Raw genomic sequence first — 20,756 nt, forward strand, 5'->3', positions numbered from 1 at the left:
CAGTATTTCACCAGAATGCACGAAGTCTGAATTTTATGACTGTCTACAATTCGGGAACATATTGAGACGGCGTCCACAAATTTCAGGTTGATTTTTCCGGTGTCTACTGAATCAGGAAAAATAAAGATCACGTCCACTTTCAGGGGTACAGTTTAGCTGCTAGGACTTATACTGAACTTGTTTAGAAGAGAAGAGAAAAAGAAAGAAGGATGAAAAAAGACATGCAAAAATCAACTTTTGTAAAAAATATTCTGGATGGTTCACTCAGTAAAAACATTCTACTATTCGCCTTACCGCTGGCCTTTACCGGAATACTTCAGCAATTATTCAATGCCGCGGATATTGCTGTTGTCGGACAGTTTACAGGGGAATTGGGCGCTCAGTGTATGGCAGCAGTTGGCGCCTGTGCTCCGCTGATTAACCTGCTGGTAAATCTGTTTATCGGTATTTCACTTGGCTCGAATGTCGTTATTGCAAATATGACTGGCCACCGAAATGAAAAAGGATCTTCTCGAGCAGCGAAGACTTCTGTCATCATTGCCCTGATTGGCGGATTTTTCATTGCTATCGTTGGACAGCTGATTACACCTGCATTAATGAGATGGATGAGCGTTCCGGATGAGGTTTTTGGGATGGCCATGGAATACATGAGAATCTACCTGATTGGAATGCCTGTCATTTTGCTTTATAACTTCTGTGCTGCGATCTTCAGAGGCATAGGAAATACCAGACTTCCACTCTTAACTCTGAGTTTTGCCGGGATCGTCAATGTAGCCTTAAACCTGTTTCTGGTTGCGGTTTTACATCTCAACGTAGCTGGAGTAGCCATTGCAACGATTACCTCTAATGCAATCAGTTCTGTTCTTCTGATCTATTTGCTCTTTAAGAAAACCAAACTGATGAGTATGGATTATGGGAAGTTTCGTATTGATCCTGAACTGGCTAAACGGATCCTGAAAATAGGTGTGCCTTCCGGAATTCAGACTTCTGTATTTTCGATCGCCAACATGGTCATTCAGTCTGGTTTTAATTCATTGGGAACGATTGTTATGGCGGCAAGCAGTGCGTCGATCAATCTGGAGTTAACAACATTCAACTTCGTATCTGCTTTTGGTCAGACATGTACAACTTTTATCGGACAGGCGTATGGAGCTCATCAGATTAAAAAATGTAAGAAGATTCTGAAAATTTGCTGTATGGAAGGATTTGGAGCGGTTTTGATTGCAGCTTCATTAATCGTCTGCTTTGGAAAGGACATGATCGCTTTGTTTAATTCAAATCCGGAAGTGATCGAATATGGCTATTACCGGCTTTGCATTCTGGTATTCTCTCACTTGTTTTCAGTTCAATATGAGGTTATTTCTGGATATCTTCGTGGATTTGGAATTTCATTGCTTCCCGCTGTACTGACAACTTTTGGGGTTTGTATCCTTAGGATTTTCTGGATTCTGTTCATTTTCCCGTTAAAACCTACCTTTGAAACGATTGTAATGGTTTTTCCGATTTCACTAGGAAGTGCAGCTTTAATGCTTGTGATCGCATTAATCATCAAACATCCAGCAACCAGGATTCTTCAAGATGATGCATTCAGACAGAATCAGGTAATTTCTCAAACTGGACAGATATAAATCATTGCTTGTTAAATTCTTATACAATTTATCTGAAAAGACTGTTTGTTTCATGGAAATAAATAGTCTTTTTTTAAACTCTGATAGGGGATGGATCTTTCAATTCAAGGTTTTCTGAATTTTAAGCTTTCGATAATTTTTGTTTGCGAGGATTAATAGTTTAGAAGCTAAACTATGGTTATGGAAAGTGGTTCTGAGTTGATCAGGTCAGGAGTGATATCCTTCTTTATTTCGGTTTACAAAGAAGCGGAGATCTTTTTGTATAGGTGGCTAAACTTGGAACTATTTGGATTTGGAGGTGCTGATTTTGGAAGCAGAAAGAATCACTCATCCCTTTGCCCCGGTCTGGAATCAGAATTCAAAGATATTAATTCTTGGCAGTCTGCCGTCAGTGAAATCCAGAGAGAATAACTTCTATTATGGTCATCCACGTAATCGCTTCTGGAAGGTACTGGCTGGAATATTTGAAGTAAGTATTCCAGAAACGATTGAAGAGAAAACTGACTTTATTCTGGGTCATCAGCTGGCCATCTGGGATGTGATTGAGAGCTGTCAGATTCAGGGAAGCAGCGATTCGAGCATTCGAGAAGTGAAGGTTAATGATCTTGAAATTGTTCTCAGGCAATCAAATATTCATTACATCATCTGTAATGGAAAGGCCGCTGAAAAATTTTTTATGAAATACCAATATCCAGAAGTCGAAATTAAACCGATTGTATTACCATCTACCAGTCCGGCGAATGCAGCCTACAGCCTCGAACGTCTGATTTCAGTCTGGAAGCCAGCAATTCTCAATCTTCTCAATGACGAGAATTCGCTGGTATCATAAAAGATAAATATGAATAAAAAAGAGATCAAAGAAAATGAAAATGAACAAAACTGATAAGAACAGAGATTACGATTCAAGTACAGGAAAAAGGGATTTTAGATCTTCAGACAGCAAATCGGATTTACAACAGGATTCAAGAGGAATTTTATTCGGGCTTGCGGGAGGTATGTTATGGGCCGTTGATTCAGTAATTTTATCTATGGCTCTAGCTCCCTATGAAATGATCTGGATGGCACCAGTTGTTGCGACGTTTATTCATGACTCAATTTCCGCCCTGATTTTAATCCTGCTTCAGATCGCAAAAAAGAAGCTCGGGCAACTCCTTCATCTATTAACCATGAAAGAAGGGCGTTGGCTGATTTTTGCCGGCCTTTTAGGTGGTCCGGTGGGGATGAGTGGATACGTTTTCTGTATTCGCTATGCTGGTCCAGGATTAAGTGCTGTCTTTTCCTGTTTGTATCCTGCATTTGGTCTTCTTCTTTCATTTCTGCTCTTTCATGAGCGGTTCTCAAAGAGGCAGATTTTGGGACTTATACTTTCTCTAAGCGGAGTAATTGCCTTATCAGCTGGCAGCGCTCAGAGTGATAATTCGAACTTGCTTATTGGATTGGTGTTTGGTCTGGTTTGTGCCTTAGGCTGGGCTTTAGAAGGATTGGTTGCCCAGAAGTCAACTGAAAGCCAAATGGTCAGCAGTGATCAGGCATTGACCATCCGTCAGATTACTTCTTCAATTACATTCGGTCTGATTTTAGTTCCACTTCTTGATGGATGGCCTCTCACATCGCAGATTATAATGAGCCCCGATTTGAAAGTGATCGCTCTTGCCGCAATAGCAGGTACTGCAAGTTACTTATGTTACTATAAGGCAATTCATCTGATTGGCGCCTCTAAAGCCATGCCGTTAAATATTACTTATTCGGGATGGGCAATTGTCTTTTCTTTGCTCTTGCTTGGAAGCATTCCAACTTTTTTAGAAATAGCTGCCGCGATTATCATACTAGCTGGCGCTCTGATGTGCTCTTCGAAATAAATGCTATTCAATACATTAACAGTGCCAGAATTTAAAACAGAAAAGGAGCATTTATTCAATAGGTAATGTCTTTGTTTACTCATCGAATGATGGAAACTTCATAGTTTATTCTCCCAAATAAAGGACAGATGGATAATTAATAAAAAATTCTCTTTTTTTGTTATTTTGGGTTGTACTTTCGAATTCTATAAGTATAATAGATTAGGCAATGAGGTACTGAGGCCGTGGTGGAATCGGCAGACACGCTACTTTGAGGGGGTAGTGAGCTTAGCTCGTGTGCGTTCAAGTCGCATCGGCCTCACCATTTTTAGCACATCCGAACGTGTCAGCTTCTTAGCTGGCACGTTTTCAATATTTAAGGCAATGATCATTTTGGCATCATTGCCTTTTTCTTCGTCAAAAAGATAGACCGAATTTACAAGAGAGTTAATAACTGCTTTCTTATAATCAAAGTCATTTATATCTCCGGCTCTAAACTTCTCTAGCCAGAAAACGATATGATCCTTTGTAAAGGCTGGCTTCTTTAACCTTTCGCGAACAATCTTATCTGCAAGAATTGACTGCTGATCTTCCAGATCTATAAGGCGCTCCTTCGTTTTTGGGGTAAAAATGCCTTCTTCGATCGCTGCTAAAATATTTTCAATCTTTTTAGTGACTTCTTCATGTTCTGCTTCCAGTGATACCAAAAGACTTTTATTTGAAGCTTCTTCTTCCAGAAGAGCATACTCTTTCTCAGCAATCTGTTCGATCATGTCATCTGTCAGGACTTCACGACAGATGTAGGCTACTACTGTATCTTCCAGATCTGTCTTTCTTTCGGTTTCCTTCGAACAAGATCCGGGGCGATTTTTTCTCTTGGAGCATTTGTAATAGTGATATCTCTGACCTGTGCTTGAGGTTCCCTGTTCTCCAATCATGGTGGCCCCGCATTCCCCACAAAATAACTTGCCGGATAATAAATATTCTTCCATGGCTTTCTTCCTTCCTCTAGTATACCGATTGGCTTCTATTCTTTTCTGTACAATTTCAAAAAGTTCTTTACTGATAATGGATGGTAAAGCATCTTCGTGGCGATGATCGCCATAGATATAGACTCCTGTATATCGTTCGTTTCTTAAAATTCCATGCAATCCATTTCTTTTAAACTCTCCACCTCTGCGGGTCTTGAAGCCTCTGTCATTTAGAAAGTCACAGATTTCAACTTTGCCGTATCCATCCGCATACATTTCAAAAATTATACGAACGGCTTCAGCTCCAACCGGCTCTAGGACAAAGCGGCCAGCTTCAACTTTATATCCTAATGGAGTTGCACCATTACTTTTAGCATGCAGCGCGTTTTCTTCCAGCCCTCTCTTAGCAGACCTGGATAGATTTTCTGAATAATATTGGGCAAATCCCTCCATGATTGATTCCATCAGACTGCTCTCTGGAGAGTCATCCAAAGGTAGAGTAGCGGAAATGATCCGTACTCCATTCTTCTTTAATTTACTCTTATAGACCGCTGTATCATACTTGTCTCTGGAGAACCGGTCGTGAGCATAAATCAGAACTGTGTTAAATTCGCCTTTGGAGCTGTCGCTAATCATATGCTGAAAAGCTGGACGCTGGTCTGTTCGACCCGAGATTGCACTGTCTGTATATTCACGAATTACTTCCAGATCGTGATCGGCAGCAAAGCGGTGACAAACTCTAAGTTGCGATTCAATACTTTCTTCTCTCTGGTTGCTGCTAGAGTATCGGGCATAGATTACAGCAGTTTTAACTTCGTTCATCTAAACATCCTTTCTGTTGGAAATTGGATATACATTGAATTCAGAAGATAGCAGCTTCTGAGCTCGTTTGTTTATTTGTCTTTGGCCTTTTTAATCACATCTTCCATCATTGTTCTTATAGCCTCCGAGTTTTTCTGACCAATTTTCTTTAATGCCGCTTTGTATTCATCCACAAAGTCAGCTTTGTATGATGCACTAACTGTTTTCATATTCTGTTTTTTCCAGTCGTTCTGATAGGATTGCTGATTGAACGGTTGACCATCTTTAGTTTTTCTTGGCATAAATTTTCCTTTCTTAAAGAAGAGGCTAAAGCTGATTTCTTCAGCCCCTCAATAACTCGATACGATTACTTATTTAAAAAGAACCATCAGAGCTAGAATGATTCCAATAATATAAAATGCAATCTCAGCATAATCTTTCCAATGTTTCATATAAACTCCTTTCTAAGGTGTAACATATATCTAAGAAGGGGAGAGGATCTCCCCTTGATAATTCAACTTAGCAAAGTTTTTATAACTGCCGCTAAGTTGAGTAAGAACCAGATGACTTTGAACACGGCTTTGGCGAGCTTTAATGTGTATTCGAAGTCATTTTTCTTTGCGTGTCTCATAAGCACCACCTCCTTACATCTATATAATAACATAATAGAGCTAGTATGTAAAGAGTAAAACTGAGAATATCCTTTATCTATCGTCTTTTCACTTCTTCTCTTCCTCAAAACTCTGTAATACAAGCAATTGTATTTAACTCTACTTTGCTTGTTTCTCCATATCTTCCTTGATCAGTTTTTTTACATACGGACCAAAGGACTTATTCTCCAGCCATCTCAAAAGATCGGATTCTGTATTTTTGTTGAAACTCACTGTTTTGTTTGTTAACTTGCGGGCGTTGTAATTATTCCTGGCTCTTTTCTGTGCGTCTGTAGTCATTTAGATCGCCCCCCAGAGAATGACAAAAAATGCGATAATGCCGATTAGCTCAAGGGTAGTAATGATGAAGTTGCTTAATTCTTTTGACATGTTTATACCTTTCTTTATAGAATGAAAGAGCAGAGAGCACTGGAATCTCCGCTCTTTGAATTGTTTTAAATTAAATGATTCCGATAACTTTAAGAAGGATCATCAGCCATCCAACGACTGAAATGATTCTGATCAAGACTTCTTCTATAGCCGCCAGCAAAGGAAGAAGTCTTTTTATATGTTGTGTAATTTCATCCATTCTCTTGATTCCTTTCTATATCAGATGGGTTTCCAGTGCTTCATCTGACTTCTATAGTATATACCCAATGGGTATATAAATCAAGAGAAACCTTATATATAAAGCAAATTCGAATCTTTACCTTTTTTATATCTCTGCCTTTCCGATTACTTTTCCATAACATCTAATATCGGAAAAATCTGTCAGCGGCACATCTTCGTATTCAGGGTTCAAAGAATGCAAGGTGTTGCCGTTTTTCTCTTTAATGTAGATTTCTCCATCAACACACCAGATTCCGATTTCTCCATCTTCAATGTCATCTTGAGATTTAACAAGCACAAAATCTCCGTCTTTGAATTCGGGTTCCATCGAGCGACCGTCAACTTGTAAAACAAAATCAGCTTTTCGCGCGTCTCTTGAATCTCGAATTCGAATGATTCCATCTAGATCTAGCGCACCATTACCAGCACCAGCTGATGGCCGTCCGTAATAATAGCGCTTTTCGATCATTGGGATTGGATAGGCCTCTTGGTCTGAATCACTTTCCAGGAAGTCGATGGCAACATCGAGAATTTCCATAACGACTCTTTGCAATCTGGGATTTACCAGCCGAAATTTTCTAATTAGTTGTTCTTCTTCGTCGGAGTTGAACATCAAATTCGGAGATAAATGATTTTTTTCTTCATCCATACCGACTAAATAATCGACAGATACATTTAGAGCCTTTGCAAAATTCAAAATAACTTCGATCTTTGGTGTTCTAGATCCTTGTTCATAAGCTTTGTAGGTATCGAACGGGATTCCCATATATTCGGCAAATTCTTTTTTGGTGAACCCTCGTTCAATTCTTTGTTCTTTTAAATTTTCCGCAAAACTTTTCATCTCCTTTTTTATCCTTTCTATCGTTTCCATTATATACGAAACGAACGAAACTTAAGTCCGTAATGGGTACAAAATGGGTATTTGTTTTCGGCAAAGGGGTTGAAAAGAGGTACATAACGGGTATACTAAGTTCTGTAAGAGGTACAAATTGAACCTATTACAGAAAGGAGTAACTATGTACCCAAACATCAATGCTGAGTTAGCTCGACGAGGAATGACTCAAGGTGATCTTGCTGTTTTTCTTGGAGTTGGGCGCAAAACAGTTAACAAATGGCTGACCGGAAAGTCTTCAATTCCGGTCGAAGTATTATGCCAGCTAAAAAAGTCATGGGGGACAAGCATTGACTACCTGCTTGATAGATGTAGCCCTAATCAGAAGGAGAAGTTATGAAAACCGAAATATGGAACGGTAACGAAATTCGATTTGTTGAGAAAGACGGCGAATGGTGGGCGGTTCTGGCTGATTTGTGCAAACCATTGGGAATTCGCCAAAGAGACGTTAGCTACCGACTTAAGAAGAAGGGGGTCGTTTCAAACGTCCCCCTACCAGACAAACGCGGCGTTACTCAAAATTATTTAATCGTTAATGAAAAAGGCGTTTATAACACGATATTTGCTAGCAAAAAGAGAATCGCTGACGAATTCAGAGATTGGGTAATGGATTTGCTGGTAGAACTTCGAAAACAGACAGGCCTTGAAGGCTTTGAAGTATTCCGGATGCTCGACAAAGAGCATCAAAAAGAAGCGATGCAGAAACTTCGCGACAGCCTGAAGCCAAACGGAAAAGTGAATTACATCAAAGCAAACACCATTGCTAACAAAGCGACCAGCAATAAACACGGATTCGACAAGATGATCAAAAAGGCGGATATGACCCCTGGTATGCTCAGTGATCGAGAAGCCATTCTCGATGACGTCGTTGAACTAATGATCGTTAAAGAGAAATACGAATTGAACGATTTAAAAATTGCAGAAGAAATTTATAGGAGATGGGAAGCATGAACAAGATCGAAATCAGAACAGACGACAACGAATTATACGCAACTTTGGATTGGAATCCAAAGTTCGCAGGACTTCCTGAAGTCCTTGGCAGCATCCTACACAAATCCGCAGCTAACCCAGATGGATCAGTGAACTACCTGCATATTATTTGGGCCCTTGAGAAATTGCTCGAAAGAATCGAAGCCTTAATTTCCGAGGTTGATGAAGAAGACGAACCGGAAGATGACGACTTTCTGGATGAGTTGATCAAAACCGCGTTAGATAACGGCTGTGATGTGAAAGTTATCGAGGTTGGAAAGGAGTAGCGAATGACAGAAGAAGTGCTCCAGGCTCTTGCCAGAGGGATCGGCCTGCAAAAATTGGTCGATTTCTACGCAGACGAAATGAATGCGAAAGAGTTTGAGCAATGGCTCGAAAAAAGAGAGGGAAAGAAGAATGACCAAAGACGATCTGATTGAAATTATGATCAACGCCCAGGATTCCGAAAGTGAACTGAGTACTGTATTGAACTCAGCTCTTTCTGGAGCCTTGTTAGGCGCTGATATCGAACAGCAAGTGGATTTTGCTCTTGATTGGATTGACAAGATCGGCATGGATCTACAGCGGATCCATGATTATTACCGCTCGGCTGACGAGTGGGAAGGAGAAAGATGGAGATGAAAGAAGGACGAAATCTAAATCAAATTCAAGAAAATATTTTAGAAATTTCAGATTTATTAACCGCAGATCTAGCTGACGAATTGAAGCACAATCTGTTGGGCGTCGATGAAGCATATCAAATTAGCCGCATGGTGAGCGAGTGTATGGGAGCCCTAACCAGACTTGATACATTAATCGTAGATATATATGCGTCATAAGCGGGTTTAGGAGATTAAAAGGAGAAACAAGATGGAAACAAATAAAAATCACCAAGAGACTATCAGTTTATTCGGCAAGCGCTACCGCATCAAACCAGCACTTTACCGCTTCTTAGGAGGGCTACAGATTGGAGCCGGGATCGCTCTCGGCTTCAGCCTGGTTATAGCAATAGCACTGATGTTTCTAGGGGCTGCATTTCACTATGCGGTCTGGCACTAAAAAAGCCGTCCTGATCACCACAAGCAGGACGGCATGATTAAACAAAACACTTAAATATTAACAAATTTTCCCTACCTCGTCTCAGGGGCAGGGTGGAAAGGAATTAGAAAGGAAAAACATGAACTATATCAAACATAAACTACCCGAAACCAGAGAAGAATGGCTTGCTGGAAGACAGAAAGGACTTGGCGGCTCAGATGCCGGGGCTATCTTAGGTCTTAATCCTTACAAATCGGCCTATACGCTGTGGGCTGAAAAGTGTCAGCTAATCAACTCTGAGGTCCCGGATAACGAAGCTATGAGAGTAGGCCGAGATCTGGAGGATTATGTAGCAAAAAGATTCACAGAAAAAACCGGCTTAAAGGTCAGAAAGAGCGGATTCAGCTTTCAATCCGAAGAGCATCCTTTCATGCTTGCTAACGTCGATCGACTTATTGTTGGCGAAAAGGCAGGGCTCGAATGTAAAACCGCAAATGCGCTGAATAAAACCGATTTTAAAGGTGGCGACATTCCACCGAGTTATTACGCCCAGTGCTATCACTACATGAGTGTGCTTGGTTTTGATCACTGGTACATGGCCGTGCTGGTGATGGGAAAGGGCTTTTATTGTTACCGGATCGACCGAGACGAGGCCGAGATTCAGGCTCTGATCGAAGCAGAAGAGGAATTTTGGGCAAAAGTCCAAAACAAAGAAGCCCCAGAAATTGATTGGTCTGAGTCCACTGAGAAAACGATTCAGACGCTTAATTCTGATGTGGAACCTGATGCAGTTGAAGACCTGGACTATCTGAAAGAGGTTTTCGATGCAAGAAACGAGCTCGATTTACAAATCAAGGATGCAACAAACAAGAAAAAGCAGTGTGAAAACCGCATCAAAGATGCGCTTGGAACAGCCTGCAAAGGTGTTCTATCTGGATACAGAGTATCTTTCAAACCTCAGGAAAGCCGAAGAATTGACACAGGAAAGCTGAAAAAAGAGTACCCGGACATCGCTGCGGCCTGCTCAACCACAAGCGCCAGCAGACCGCTGCGTATCACAGCGGAAAGGAGTTAATAATGACCAATACAGTTAATCAGAATGGAGCTATTGCCAAAGCTCGAAACTCGCAAGTATCAACCAAAAGAGAACAGCCAACGAGTATCAAAGGATGGTTGAAAACATACCAGGGAGAAATCGCAAGGGCACTCCCTGCCCAGATCGGGCCTGAACGTTTTAACCGAATCTGTATGACTGCCTTAACCGCCAATCCGAAATTAGGTGAGTGCACACCGGCCAGCTTTATCGGAGCTGTCATGAACTCGGCTCAGCTTGGCCTGGAGCCAAATACTCCATTGGGTCAAGCTTACCTGATCCCGTTCAAAAACAAAGGGGTGATGGAAGTACAGTTCCAGGTCGGTTATAAAGGCCTGATTGAACTCGCTCGCAGATCGGGAGAAATCTCCATGATTAAGGCTCAGGAAGTACACGAAAACGACGATTTCAGCTATGAGCTTGGTTTGAATCCGACAATTCATCACGTCCCTGCCAAAGGCAACAGAGGAGCTATCATTGCCTACTATGCCTTCTATAAGACCAAATCCGGAGATTTTGATTTTGAGGTAGCCTACAAGGACGAAATTGAAGCTCATGCCAAAAAGCATAGTATGGCCTATTCCAAAGGCTGGACTTCGCCGTGGTCAACCAATTTCGACCAGATGGCCAAAAAGACACTGGTAAAGCGTGTGCTGAAGTATGCACCGATGGCCACAGAAAGAGCCTTGCAGATCGAAAGCGATACGACAATTAAGCGTTTCGACCCAACGGAATCTGATGCCATGAGCGATTTATCACTGGTTGCCGACTCTACTGTCATCGAGGCCGAATACGAAGAAACACCGACAGATCCTACAACTGGTGAGGTGATCGAAAATGCGTGAGTTCAACTATCAGATCACAGCCGAGTTGGGGACGCTGTCCGAATGGAGCGATAAGGCCAAAAAGGTCCGAATGATCAGCTACAACGGGGCAGAGCCTAAGCTTGATATCCGCACATGGCAGGATGATCGGATGCTCAAGGGTATCACTTTAAATCACCAGGAAGCAGTTGAATTATTGAAAATCCTCCAGGGAATGGGGCTGTAAAAAAATGGAAAGGGGATGGGTGAAGAATTACCGAAAGATCGAAGACTGGGAATGGTATAAAAAGCCGCTGACTGCCCATCTCTTTCAGCATTTGATTCGACGGGCAAACCATACAGTAAAGAAATGGCAGGGGTATGAAATCCCTGCCGGCTGTTTGGTTACTTCTATCCCACATTTAGCGGAGCAAACCGGTCTATCTATACAGCAAGTTAAGACTTCTCTGTCGCATTTATATAGCTCGCTAGATATAGAAAAAGTAACCGACATTATAACCGACGGAAAGAAGGCTAATTTTACCGTACTTAAAGTAAATCACTATTCTGTATATCAAGAGGATAACCGACCTGTTAACCGACCGTTAACCGACGAGCAACCGACCGGTAACCGACCGGTAACCACTAACAAGAATGAAAGAATTAAAGAATTAAAGAATGAAAGAAATATAAAAACTATGTCAGGCGACAAGCCACCTGACACCCCTGCCGCTGAGGTTATCCGGTATTTAAACGAGAAGGCTGATAAGAAGTTTTCGCCTAATTCAGATGCCAGTTGTAAGCCAATCAATGCTCGGATCAGAGAAGGGGCATCCATCGAAGATCTGAAAAGAGTCATTGATCTGAAAGTATCTGAATGGAAAGACAACGAGACGATGAACAAGTACCTGAGGCCGCAAACATTATTTGGACCTCAGAAGTTTGAGCAATACATGAATGAAGTACCAGCAAAGAGAGAAAAAACAAAAGAAGAGATGCAGGCAGAATACGGAGGCTTATGGCTATGACAGATGAGTTTAAAACGATCACAGGATTTGGCAAGCCAGCCATGACGGAATGGGAGTGGCAGCAAAAGCTTGCCGATGATGAGAACAAGAGGCCAGGAAAGCTGAATCAGTTCGATAAGATCGATTGCCCCAAGTGTCTTAACCGCGGTTATACAACAGTGCTGATCGGGGACCCCGAAACAGATCTTTATCCCGAGATGGCTCAGCGTCGCTGCGAGTGTATGACCAGAAGGGAAATTGTTCGAAATGCCAATGCTTCCGGAATGGGCTCGATGCTAGGTCGAAAGTTCAAGGACTTCAAAGTCGAAGCCGACTGGCAAAGATCCATGAAACAAAAAGCAGTCAGTTTTGCCGAGAATCCAGAAGGCTGGTTTACCGCAATCGGGCAGATCGGATCGGGCAAAACGCTGATTGCTTCTTGTGTCGCTAATCAACTTCTTAGGGACGGTCACAGGCTGCTTGTTAAGTCTTGGCCAGAGTTGGTTAGAGAGTCGGGTGTGGACTGGTTCAAAGAAAAGGAGATTCTTTCAAAGTTCCAAAAGGTTGAATGCTTGTTTCTTGACGACTTCCTGAAGACAAAACCGACAGACAGAGCTTTGGACATAGCGTTCGAACTTCTGGACTATCGTTACCGCAACGGTTTGATTACCTTGATCACCAGCGAGAAAACTCCAGATGAAATCGCGGACTATGATCCAGCCCTCTGGAGCCGAATCAGGCAGATGAGTGGAGATCGGCTGGTTACCGTATCCAAAGATCAATCGAAAGACCAAAGAAGAAAGTGAGAGAAAAAAGAATGGATAGAGAGATTATAGCCGGCAAGCTGTACCGGCATTTCAAAGGGAATGTTTATCTGATTGATGGCATTGGGATGGATGCAGATAACAATGCTCAGGTTGTCCTGTATCGAGATGTACGACAGCCAAATAGGACTTGGGTCAGATCTTATGACGAATTTATCAGCGAAGTCGACCGTGAGAAGTACCCGGACGTAAAACAGCACTACAGATTTGAGGAAATCCCGGGAGTTGACGAAAGCAACATCGGCAAAGCGTGTCTCGGTTGCCGAAAGATTCTTCAGTGCCTAGAAATCGAGGAATCAGGATGTCAGTACAGCATGGCGTAATTGCACTGTTAGCGTTGGTGGTTGCAGTTGAAACTTCCTTGCTGATTAAAATCACAAACCAGTCTGGCAAATACCTTGCAGAACTTGAAGCAACCACGATCAATAAACAAAGAATCAACCAAATTTTAAACGGATTACTGAAGTCTGAATTGAAAAGATCTCACAAGCGAGAAGAAAAATTGTTCAACCAGGCAATTCGAGAAGTAAGAAACGAAATCAACAGAGAATTTGAGAAGAGGGAAAAAGAATGACAGGAAACGAATATCAGGTGTTAGCGATGCGAACTTGCAGCATTACCGAAGATCCAGAAGCGAAGCTCAGACATGGAGTCTTTGGGCTTGCTTCCGAAGCCGGGGAAGTATCTGGAATTTTTCAAAAGGTTTATCAGGGTCATGAGTTGGACATCGACCACGTGGTGAAAGAATGCGGTGATTGCCTGTGGATGATCGCCGAGATACTCGATACTTTGGATATCGAGCTTGAAGAGTGCATGGAGATGAACATCAGCAAATTGAAAGCGAGATATCCTGATGGATTCGAACCCGAAAAAAGCCTGCATCGAAAGGTTGGCGATGTCTAAGCCTAAAAAGTGGAAACCTGGCGAGATTGGATTTATTTACGCGAATGATCTATATGGCATCCGTTTTAAAACGCCGATAAAAGTGGAGGTTATGGCTGAGATCGAGCAAGACCTCCATCCGGTTAAAGTCAGATCTTTGAAATCGGACGTCATCTACTACTGCAAACACGAAGAGATCCAAACCAGAGCTGCTAAAGCGGAAAGAAAATCAGCAAAGCTTATCATCCCAGAAAAGATCAAGGAACAAGCCGAAGAACTGGCGGCAAAGAGAATGGAGAAAATCATGGAAAAACCAACTTTTGAAGAAGTTTGTGAAAAGTTTTATGCATTAGCGAAGTTCGGTGCAGAGGAGATTCAAGGCAAAGATATCGTCCTGCAGCTTGCTGAAAAAGCCCTTTTTGAAGAGATCAAGAATGGAGTCATCTGGAAATGAAGCCATATATCATCACAAAAAGCTCAGGCGAGCGATTTGAAGCGGACAGTATAATTTATCGCGGATTCGAAAAATGGGCCGTGGTGAAAGAAAGAGGCGGCAAATACGAGGTAAAAATCTTAGATGATTGGAAAGTAGCAAAGAGGGAGTTTGTATGACAGAAAAAGCGATTAATGCATTGTCGGAATTAGGTGCTATGACAGTCGTTACCGATGCCAGACAAAGAAAGCGCAGAGATGAGCTAGTTAAGATCCTGCTAGATGCGATCCTGGAGAAAGTGAAATGACGCTGATCTTAGGGTGTGCTCTGATAGCTATCGGAATTTATATCATGGTTGAAACACTGATCCAAGGCTATAAAGACTGGGTCGACATTAAGGAGAAGGTAAAAGATGCCAAAGCCGTTAAAGACGATTGAACATTCGTTAGCTAAATCAATTGAGCATTTGTCTGATCTGGAAGCCGAGCTGAAGCTTTTGAAATCCATAGATTTAGAATTGCTGATTAAAAATCTTGAAGAAGAGATACGGCTTGAAAGAATGCGAGTGGCATATCTCCATGGATTGAGAGCTAAGGAATTTGGCTGCTAGAGAAAAGAGAAAGAGAGGATCTATGAAACCGAAAGAGTATTTGCTACAGATTGGACGAGCAAAGCGTCGGATCAAGGAGATTGAAAATGAAATTCTTGAAACCAGAGAGGCCATGAACTCTCTTTCTTGTCGGCTGGGGAGCGGGGGAAGTCCATCCAGTAACCAGGAAATCAAGAGCCCACAGGAAAAGCTAATGAATCAGCTTTTAGAGCATGAGGAAATGCTTGCGGATGAGCAGAGACATTACTTCGGCCTAAAAAGGCTGATCGTTGGGCAGATCGATGCGGTAGACAATGACGTATATCGAAATTTGCTGTATGCCAGATATGTCGAAAATAAAAGGCTGGAACAGATTGCTGTGGATCTTGGCTATTCGTACGATCATGTAAGAAGAATTCACGGAAGAGCACTGTGTGATTTCGGGAATAAATATCAGATATAAATGAAAAGAAGAGGGGATAAAATTCCCTTTTTCTATTGCTATTATGTATCGTATACGATATAATATAGTCAGGAAGGAGGTGAATGATACGAAAAAGAAAACAAGAAAAACCCTTGAATGCTTGGGAACGTTCCTTGCTAAAGCCTCACCATTTATTTTAGCTTTAGCCGAACTTATCAAGTCAATCAAGGGTTAACAAACCCCAGAGCCGGTCAAACCGGCCGGCTCACTTTGTTTTCTTTATTGTATCAAAAACACCATGACAATGATTGTATTCGCGTTGATGTATGTCATTGTTTCAGACAAATCAAGACTTTCGCTGTTTATTTTGCTGGTTGTATCCGGCTATGAATTGCTTAAAGAAATCGAAAAGAGGTCAAAAAATGCAAAGCGCAAGATCAAAAGCAACAAGAAAGTACGAAGCTAAAACAGGCATGATCACAAAGTCATACAAGCTCAAAAAAGAGATTGTTGAAGAATTTAAGGTGGCTTGTGAAAAAGCTGGATCGAATCAGTCGAAAGAGCTGACCAGGATGATGCTTGAATTTATTGAGAAACAAAAAGAAAATTAGGTCGCTATGCCAAGCCCGATTATTTCGGGCTTTTGTATTGTTGGATTAATCCCTACAGATACCGGATAGAACCCTGCTGATAACATTGGGTATCACTGATGGCTATTGTATAAGGCTTATAACTCGTATAATGTGAATAAAGGCGAGTAGCGAAATATAACAAAGAAAGGAAAGATAGTATGAATGAATTAAGTTATTTTATAGCAGCTAACGGAGTAAATGATAGTGGCCCCGTTATAATTGATCAGCCTCTAACCTGTATCACTCTGCCTTCATTTCCGGGTTTGTTTTCTTTCTTTTTGGCGTTTGGCTTTTGTAATTGGGATTCTGAGAAAGAACATCGTTTAAAAATTATAGGCAAAGATTGCACGGGAGGCGTGTTTTTAGATACCGGTGATTTAGAGATACCGCAAAATATTCCGAACAAAAGTATTGATATTAAAATGAATATTCAAAACTTAAGACTTTCTATAGAAGGATTATATATATTCGAACTTTATCTCAATGATGAATGTGTTAATAGAATCAACCTCTATGGCTGTAAGGAGCTGGAAGCATGAATCAAATGACATTTTCCGTTAACCCTTCCAAGGAATCAATAAGTCCTGTTGTTTCGATGTTGTTTTTAAGAAATGAGAAATGTTGCGAAAAATACCCAAAGAGAAATGTACCATCGAAAAACAGAGTCTCTTTCTGTGTAGATAATCAATTTATCTTGGCTCATAAGCAGTTAGAAATCCTATCTTCTCTGGAAGAAAATTGGGATGGATACGGTAGTAAACCAATGTCCGAAGCCGCCGTGAATACAGCAGAAGAATTGCTCACGCGCCTTCCATACGCACCGATGATTTACCCTGTTTCTGGGGGCGGTATCCAATTTGAATATGAGATCAACGATAAGTATCTCGAATTTGAGATACTAGATGACGGAAAAATTAAACTTTTTAGTTCAAACAGCGGAGAAGAGACAGAAAGAATAATTCAATTAAGAGAAGCAAGAGGATGGGTTAATGGATTCTATTTCAGCTGAGTTTCATCCGAATGAACGTCTGCTTAGGGCAATATGGCCTAATGACGGAAAGTATAATCAATATTGGAAATGCGACAGACCATCTTCTGCTTGTTTCAAAGATCGCAGAGGTTTATCTGTGAACAGAACTGCAGGGAGAGATTTTCAGGGTGTATTAGAAATTACAAAGAAAAGTTTTTCGAACAGTGTCATTGCTTCAGTAAGTGTACAGGATTGTAAGGATATTAATGCAAAGCCAAAATACTTGCCCAGCAAATCGAACGAACTCCATTCGGAAATACATAAAGATGATCAGTGTAAATGTTTATCCGCCTCACAAGCTCGAGAGCTAGCGAAAAGAGCTAAGATTGATTACAAACCAGTTTAAAATGTTCAATAAGTTAAGATGCCACACAATGCCACATTCCAATGTGTTAAAGTAGTAGCATCGAGAAAACAAATAAGACCCGGGTCACTTAAATACCCCGGGCCTTTTGCTGTTTATGGGGGTGGGTTGAAATGCCGGGGGTGGGGTCAAACGCCAGGTATGGACCGTTCAGACAGGAGTACGAAAGAAACAGGAAGAAGATCCTGATGTCTCAAAACATTTGCGCACTCTGCGGCAAGCCAGTGGATAAGAGCTTGAAGTATCCTGATCCGATGTCAGCGACAATCGATCACATTATTCCGATTGATCGCGGTGGTCATCCAGCTGACATAGATAATTTGCAGTTAGCACATATGAAGTGCAACAGAGACAAATCAAATAACTTGCAGACTGAACAACAGACAAGCCAAGTAAGCAATCGGAATCTTCCTTGGCTGATCGACTGGAAAGCATATAGAGCAGATGATAAAGCATCTCAAAAAAAAATAAAAAAATGAATGATCAGTGTGGAAAACAGCTAAGGTATAGGGGCATACCCACCCCCGGCAAGGATCGCGAGACCTTCCGGCGGTACTGTACAAATTTTCTCGTGGAAGTTGATTTTTTTAAAATAGCAGATTTTAGAAGGAGGAACCGGAAATGGGTGAACGCAGGGGATTAGCATATTGCCGGAGTCTTCTGGCCAATAAAAGAAGCAGAAATGACGAAAGATATCGGTTTTATGAGATGAAGAACAAAGCTCTCGATTTGCCTGTTGTTTTACAGGAAAGAGCTTTCCGAGTCATGCAGATGTGGGCCCTTGGATGGTGTGCTAAAGCTGTCGATTCTCTCGCCGATCGACTTGTGTTCAAGGCGTGGAAAGACGATAACTTCAACATCTCTCAAATCTTCCAGTTGAACAACCCGGATATTTTCTTCGACAGCGCAATTATGGCTGCGCTAATTTCGGGATGCTGCTTCGTTTACATCAGCCTGGATGAAAACGGATATCCAAAGCTTCAGGTTTTGGATGGACGGAAGGCAACCGGGGTTATTGATCCGACTACAAACATGCTTTTTGAAGGGTATGCAGTTCTCGATGAAGATGAATTCGGTCCTTTGCTGGAAGCCTATTTCGAACCAGGAAGAACAACCTATTATCCAAGAAACGCTCAGCCATACTCGATTGGCAATTCTGCAGAATACCCACTCCTGATTCCTATCGTTTACAGGCCGGACGCAAAACGGAAACTAGGCCATTCTCGAATCAGCAGAGCTTGCATGGATCTGGTGAATGGGGCTACTAGAACACTGAAAAGATCCGAGATCTCGGCAGAATTCTATGCCTTCCCTCAAAAGTATGTTCTAGGACTTTCTCAGGATGCCGAAAGAATGGAGAAATGGAAAGCCACTATGTCAACGTTTCTTCAGTTCGATCAGGACGAAAATGGCGGTCATCCAGTAGTGGGACAGTTCCAGCAGGCTACTATGAATCCATATGTTGAACAGCTTAGAACATTCGCTGCAATGTTTGCTGGAGAAACAGGACTGACAGTAGATGATCTTGGATTTGTCTCAGACAACCCATCCAGCGCAGAAGCAATCAAAGCTTCCCATGAAAACCTCAGACTAACCGCAAGGAAAGCACAAAGAACATTTGGAGCTTGCTTTTTAAATGTTGGTTTTGTTTCGGCTTGTTTACGGGATGACTTCCCATACCAGCGACGGCAGTTTTATCTGACAAAACCAATCTGGGAACCAATCTTTGAGCCAGATGCCGCCACACTTTCGAGCATCGGCGATGGAGCAATTAAGCTCAATCAGGCGGTACCGGGTTATTTCAATACTGATAATCTGGAAGAACTGACGGGAATCAACGCATCGGAAATGGAGCCAGTAAGCAATGAACCGGCAGAATGAAGTGAAGGATATTGTCCCGGATCTTCTTAACAAAATTGAATCTACCTATAAGGACCTTGTCGAAAACGATGAGGTCCTTTCTTCATTGTTGAAGAAGAATGCTGACAAGCTGGCCAAAGCTCAGGATGAACAGGATTTTGCGGCTAAAATCGCCGAACGCCTCTCTGAGGCCTATAAAGAGCACATATCAAGCGGGAACTTGCCTAACGGTAAAATGTACTACAACATTGCCAAACGAATCATTCCACCTACAATGACTGATTCCTATCAGCAGATCAGCGATTATTGTTACGCCGCACAATCAGCTCTTAATGAAAATGCAGGAATTTCAATCAAGGCACAAAGAGCACCAATAAACACAGATCGAATTGATGGGATTGTAAATCGAGTTAGCCAGGAGCCATTTGATGAAATCGACTGGATCTTAAAAGCACCGATAGAAAACTTCTGTAGAAGCGTCGTTGATGATCACAAAAAAGCAAATGCTGATTTTCACTATAGATCCGGATTGCGTCCCAGAATTATCCGAAAAACAGACGGTAAATGCTGTAAGTGGTGTTCAAACCTTGCGGGAGCTTATGAATACAGTCCGGGAATGGATCGAGAAGTCTTTAGAAGGCATGAAAACTGTGGCTGTACAGTCGAATATGATCCGGGAGATGGATCAAAGAGAAGGCAGAATGTTTGGTCAAAAGAATGGAAGCAGAAATCAGAAAAAGCATCAGATTCGATAGCGTTAGAATCCCCGCTTGGAAATAAGCCAGTACTAGTAACCGATCAAGCGATAAGAAAAGTAAAAGCGGTTAAAGTTCAAGGGCTGGAAGAAGATAGCGAAATTCTTAAAGAAGAACATCAAAAACTGCTTAAATTCGCTCAAAAAGAAAACGGGAGCAAAGAGGTTACTGGTGTAATTAATAAATCGGAGTTAGGGGTAAAAAAATTTGTTTATGCAAAAGGAGACTGGGATCGAACAAATCTTGATAGTAATCCGGAAATTCCAATGATTTTCGCAATGTCACCTCCCGAATCTTTAGTGGTCATTCATAATCATCCAAACTCAAATTCTTTTTCTTATGCTGATTTGGGGATTTTCTCTTATCCACAGGTGAAAACTTTAACACTTGTTACAAATAAAGGGGTAGTAAGAGTTCTAAACAAAACCGATTCCTTCGATTATCGAGAATTTATTGATATAATCAAGGAAGAAAAGGAGAGATGGGGTTTTACTGGAACAACGCAGCCTGTAATAGTTAAAAATGTTCTTAAAAGGGCTAAAGAATGTAACCTCGAATATATCAAATGATTAAGAATGAACGCTGTATTCCGGTTTTGCCGAATCTTCCGTTACCAAATTTGGATGATAGTTCTCCTGAAAACATTGCAAAATGCGATCTTGTT

The 20,756-nt window shown here is 41.6% G+C and carries 34 protein-coding genes, 1 tRNA gene and 1 pseudogene; 31 read left to right on the plus strand and 5 right to left on the minus strand.

Annotated elements, in window-relative coordinates; translation table 11 throughout:
- Nucleotides 1-221: 221 nt before the first annotated feature.
- The 4 genes from BO222_RS02810 to BO222_RS13630 all read left to right on the plus strand — a co-directional run bounded on the left by BO222_RS02810 (nucleotide 222) and on the right by BO222_RS13630 (nucleotide 3,791).
- Nucleotides 222-1,628: an MATE family efflux transporter gene (locus BO222_RS02810; protein WP_075818235.1), complete on the plus strand. Its 1,407-nt coding sequence runs from the start codon at nucleotides 222-224 to the stop codon at nucleotides 1,626-1,628.
- A 307-nt stretch (nucleotides 1,629-1,935) separates the two neighbouring features.
- Nucleotides 1,936-2,457 carry a DNA-deoxyinosine glycosylase gene (locus BO222_RS02815; protein ID WP_083647645.1) on the plus strand — a complete coding sequence of 174 codons (522 nt, stop codon included), beginning with the start codon at nucleotides 1,936-1,938 and terminating at the stop codon, nucleotides 2,455-2,457.
- A gap of 34 nt (nucleotides 2,458-2,491) precedes the next feature.
- Nucleotides 2,492-3,487 (plus strand): DMT family transporter, encoded by a 996-nt coding sequence (locus BO222_RS02820; protein WP_083647646.1) that lies wholly within the window; start codon nucleotides 2,492-2,494, stop codon nucleotides 3,485-3,487.
- A gap of 218 nt (nucleotides 3,488-3,705) precedes the next feature.
- Nucleotides 3,706-3,791: transfer RNA gene (locus BO222_RS13630), tRNA-Leu, on the plus strand.
- Between the two features lie 484 nt (nucleotides 3,792-4,275).
- On the opposite strand, the pseudogene BO222_RS14370 reads toward BO222_RS13630, so the two are convergent.
- From BO222_RS14370 to BO222_RS02840, 5 genes and pseudogenes are all read right to left on the minus strand, one after another.
- Nucleotides 4,276-5,259: pseudogene (locus tag BO222_RS14370) on the minus strand (recombinase family protein); the annotation flags it as partial.
- A 71-nt stretch (nucleotides 5,260-5,330) separates the two neighbouring features.
- Nucleotides 5,331-5,540, minus strand: a complete 210-nt coding sequence (locus BO222_RS02830) for a hypothetical protein (RefSeq protein ID WP_075818182.1) — start codon at nucleotides 5,538-5,540, stop codon at nucleotides 5,331-5,333.
- A gap of 468 nt (nucleotides 5,541-6,008) precedes the next feature.
- On the minus strand, nucleotides 6,009-6,188 hold the full coding sequence (locus tag BO222_RS02835) for a hypothetical protein (RefSeq protein WP_075818183.1): 180 nt from the start codon (nucleotides 6,186-6,188) through the stop codon (nucleotides 6,009-6,011).
- 160 nt (nucleotides 6,189-6,348) lie between these two features.
- Nucleotides 6,349-6,477 (minus strand): hypothetical protein, encoded by a 129-nt coding sequence (locus tag BO222_RS14230; protein WP_269843611.1) that lies wholly within the window; start codon nucleotides 6,475-6,477, stop codon nucleotides 6,349-6,351.
- A 126-nt stretch (nucleotides 6,478-6,603) separates the two neighbouring features.
- On the minus strand, nucleotides 6,604-7,338 hold the full coding sequence (locus BO222_RS02840) for an XRE family transcriptional regulator (protein WP_075818184.1): 735 nt from the start codon (nucleotides 7,336-7,338) through the stop codon (nucleotides 6,604-6,606).
- 214 nt (nucleotides 7,339-7,552) lie between these two features.
- Between BO222_RS02840 and BO222_RS14375 the strand changes: the two genes are divergently transcribed.
- From BO222_RS14375 to BO222_RS02960, 27 genes are all read left to right on the plus strand, one after another.
- Nucleotides 7,553-7,729 (plus strand): helix-turn-helix domain-containing protein, encoded by a 177-nt coding sequence (locus BO222_RS14375; RefSeq protein ID WP_350338606.1) that lies wholly within the window; start codon nucleotides 7,553-7,555, stop codon nucleotides 7,727-7,729.
- Entirely contained in the window at nucleotides 7,726-8,340 is a 615-nt protein-coding gene (locus BO222_RS02850; RefSeq protein ID WP_075818186.1) for a BRO-N domain-containing protein, read from the plus strand. Before BO222_RS14375 ends, BO222_RS02850 begins: the two co-directional genes overlap by 4 nt.
- Nucleotides 8,337-8,645 carry a hypothetical protein gene (locus BO222_RS02855; protein WP_143356912.1) on the plus strand — a complete coding sequence of 103 codons (309 nt, stop codon included), beginning with the start codon at nucleotides 8,337-8,339 and terminating at the stop codon, nucleotides 8,643-8,645. The genes BO222_RS02850 and BO222_RS02855 overlap by 4 nt, the downstream gene beginning before the upstream one ends.
- 3 nt (nucleotides 8,646-8,648) lie before the next feature.
- Nucleotides 8,649-8,798, plus strand: coding sequence for a hypothetical protein (locus BO222_RS13645; RefSeq protein ID WP_158024546.1), 150 nt, complete (start codon nucleotides 8,649-8,651; stop codon nucleotides 8,796-8,798).
- Nucleotides 8,776-9,000 (plus strand): hypothetical protein, encoded by a 225-nt coding sequence (locus BO222_RS02860; RefSeq protein ID WP_075818189.1) that lies wholly within the window; start codon nucleotides 8,776-8,778, stop codon nucleotides 8,998-9,000. The genes BO222_RS13645 and BO222_RS02860 overlap by 23 nt, the downstream gene beginning before the upstream one ends.
- Nucleotides 8,991-9,197 (plus strand): hypothetical protein, encoded by a 207-nt coding sequence (locus tag BO222_RS02865; protein ID WP_075818190.1) that lies wholly within the window; start codon nucleotides 8,991-8,993, stop codon nucleotides 9,195-9,197. The genes BO222_RS02860 and BO222_RS02865 overlap by 10 nt, the downstream gene beginning before the upstream one ends.
- Nucleotides 9,198-9,228: 31 nt before the next feature.
- Nucleotides 9,229-9,417 (plus strand): hypothetical protein, encoded by a 189-nt coding sequence (locus BO222_RS02870; protein ID WP_075818191.1) that lies wholly within the window; start codon nucleotides 9,229-9,231, stop codon nucleotides 9,415-9,417.
- A 118-nt stretch (nucleotides 9,418-9,535) separates the two neighbouring features.
- A complete protein-coding gene (locus BO222_RS02875) occupies nucleotides 9,536-10,471 on the plus strand; it encodes a YqaJ viral recombinase family nuclease (protein ID WP_075818192.1) in 936 nt (311 codons plus the stop codon).
- Nucleotides 10,472-10,473: 2 nt separating this feature from the next.
- The gene (locus BO222_RS02880) at nucleotides 10,474-11,334 is read left to right on the plus strand and encodes a recombinase RecT (protein ID WP_075818193.1); all 861 of its coding nucleotides are present in this window, start codon (nucleotides 10,474-10,476) and stop codon (nucleotides 11,332-11,334) included.
- Entirely contained in the window at nucleotides 11,327-11,539 is a 213-nt protein-coding gene (locus tag BO222_RS02885; protein WP_075818194.1) for a PC4/YdbC family ssDNA-binding protein, read from the plus strand. The genes BO222_RS02880 and BO222_RS02885 overlap by 8 nt, the downstream gene beginning before the upstream one ends.
- 19 nt (nucleotides 11,540-11,558) lie before the next feature.
- A complete protein-coding gene (locus tag BO222_RS02890) occupies nucleotides 11,559-12,320 on the plus strand; it encodes a conserved phage C-terminal domain-containing protein (protein WP_158024547.1) in 762 nt (253 codons plus the stop codon).
- The gene (locus BO222_RS02895; RefSeq protein ID WP_075818196.1) at nucleotides 12,317-13,105 is read left to right on the plus strand and encodes an ATP-binding protein; all 789 of its coding nucleotides are present in this window, start codon (nucleotides 12,317-12,319) and stop codon (nucleotides 13,103-13,105) included. The genes BO222_RS02890 and BO222_RS02895 overlap by 4 nt, the downstream gene beginning before the upstream one ends.
- A gap of 11 nt (nucleotides 13,106-13,116) precedes the next feature.
- Complete coding sequence (locus BO222_RS02900; RefSeq protein WP_075818197.1) at nucleotides 13,117-13,446, plus strand: DUF1653 domain-containing protein; 330 nt, start codon at nucleotides 13,117-13,119, stop codon at nucleotides 13,444-13,446.
- Complete coding sequence (locus tag BO222_RS02905) at nucleotides 13,425-13,697, plus strand: hypothetical protein (RefSeq protein WP_075818198.1); 273 nt, start codon at nucleotides 13,425-13,427, stop codon at nucleotides 13,695-13,697. The genes BO222_RS02900 and BO222_RS02905 overlap by 22 nt, the downstream gene beginning before the upstream one ends.
- Entirely contained in the window at nucleotides 13,694-14,026 is a 333-nt protein-coding gene (locus tag BO222_RS02910; RefSeq protein ID WP_075818199.1) for a nucleoside triphosphate pyrophosphohydrolase family protein, read from the plus strand. The genes BO222_RS02905 and BO222_RS02910 overlap by 4 nt, the downstream gene beginning before the upstream one ends.
- Nucleotides 14,019-14,459, plus strand: coding sequence for a hypothetical protein (locus BO222_RS02915; RefSeq protein ID WP_075818200.1), 441 nt, complete (start codon nucleotides 14,019-14,021; stop codon nucleotides 14,457-14,459). The genes BO222_RS02910 and BO222_RS02915 overlap by 8 nt, the downstream gene beginning before the upstream one ends.
- Before the next feature lie 154 nt (nucleotides 14,460-14,613).
- A complete protein-coding gene (locus tag BO222_RS14235) occupies nucleotides 14,614-14,745 on the plus strand; it encodes a hypothetical protein (protein ID WP_269843612.1) in 132 nt (43 codons plus the stop codon).
- The gene (locus BO222_RS14240; RefSeq protein ID WP_269843613.1) at nucleotides 14,742-14,876 is read left to right on the plus strand and encodes a hypothetical protein; all 135 of its coding nucleotides are present in this window, start codon (nucleotides 14,742-14,744) and stop codon (nucleotides 14,874-14,876) included. Before BO222_RS14235 ends, BO222_RS14240 begins: the two co-directional genes overlap by 4 nt.
- Entirely contained in the window at nucleotides 14,851-15,048 is a 198-nt protein-coding gene (locus BO222_RS02920; protein ID WP_075818201.1) for a hypothetical protein, read from the plus strand. The genes BO222_RS14240 and BO222_RS02920 overlap by 26 nt, the downstream gene beginning before the upstream one ends.
- 22 nt (nucleotides 15,049-15,070) lie before the next feature.
- The gene (locus tag BO222_RS02925; protein ID WP_075818202.1) at nucleotides 15,071-15,490 is read left to right on the plus strand and encodes a hypothetical protein; all 420 of its coding nucleotides are present in this window, start codon (nucleotides 15,071-15,073) and stop codon (nucleotides 15,488-15,490) included.
- Nucleotides 15,491-15,873: 383 nt separating this feature from the next.
- Nucleotides 15,874-16,062 carry a chemotaxis protein gene (locus BO222_RS02930; RefSeq protein ID WP_075818203.1) on the plus strand — a complete coding sequence of 63 codons (189 nt, stop codon included), beginning with the start codon at nucleotides 15,874-15,876 and terminating at the stop codon, nucleotides 16,060-16,062.
- 179 nt (nucleotides 16,063-16,241) lie between these two features.
- On the plus strand, nucleotides 16,242-16,622 hold the full coding sequence (locus BO222_RS02935; protein ID WP_075818204.1) for a DUF6941 family protein: 381 nt from the start codon (nucleotides 16,242-16,244) through the stop codon (nucleotides 16,620-16,622).
- Nucleotides 16,619-17,092 carry a hypothetical protein gene (locus BO222_RS02940; RefSeq protein ID WP_075818205.1) on the plus strand — a complete coding sequence of 158 codons (474 nt, stop codon included), beginning with the start codon at nucleotides 16,619-16,621 and terminating at the stop codon, nucleotides 17,090-17,092. The genes BO222_RS02935 and BO222_RS02940 overlap by 4 nt, the downstream gene beginning before the upstream one ends.
- Complete coding sequence (locus BO222_RS02945; protein ID WP_075818206.1) at nucleotides 17,073-17,459, plus strand: hypothetical protein; 387 nt, start codon at nucleotides 17,073-17,075, stop codon at nucleotides 17,457-17,459. The genes BO222_RS02940 and BO222_RS02945 overlap by 20 nt, the downstream gene beginning before the upstream one ends.
- Before the next feature lie 206 nt (nucleotides 17,460-17,665).
- The gene (locus BO222_RS02950) at nucleotides 17,666-17,956 is read left to right on the plus strand and encodes an HNH endonuclease (protein ID WP_233131197.1); all 291 of its coding nucleotides are present in this window, start codon (nucleotides 17,666-17,668) and stop codon (nucleotides 17,954-17,956) included.
- A 142-nt stretch (nucleotides 17,957-18,098) separates the two neighbouring features.
- Nucleotides 18,099-19,358: a phage portal protein gene (locus tag BO222_RS02955; RefSeq protein WP_075818208.1), complete on the plus strand. Its 1,260-nt coding sequence runs from the start codon at nucleotides 18,099-18,101 to the stop codon at nucleotides 19,356-19,358.
- Nucleotides 19,342-20,661: a hypothetical protein gene (locus tag BO222_RS02960; RefSeq protein WP_075818209.1), complete on the plus strand. Its 1,320-nt coding sequence runs from the start codon at nucleotides 19,342-19,344 to the stop codon at nucleotides 20,659-20,661. Before BO222_RS02955 ends, BO222_RS02960 begins: the two co-directional genes overlap by 17 nt.
- Nucleotides 20,662-20,756: the final 95 nt, after the last annotated feature.

This window comes from Ileibacterium valens, from assembly GCF_001945525.1.
Taxonomy (GTDB): domain Bacteria; phylum Bacillota_I; class Bacilli_A; order Erysipelotrichales; family Erysipelotrichaceae; genus Ileibacterium; species Ileibacterium valens.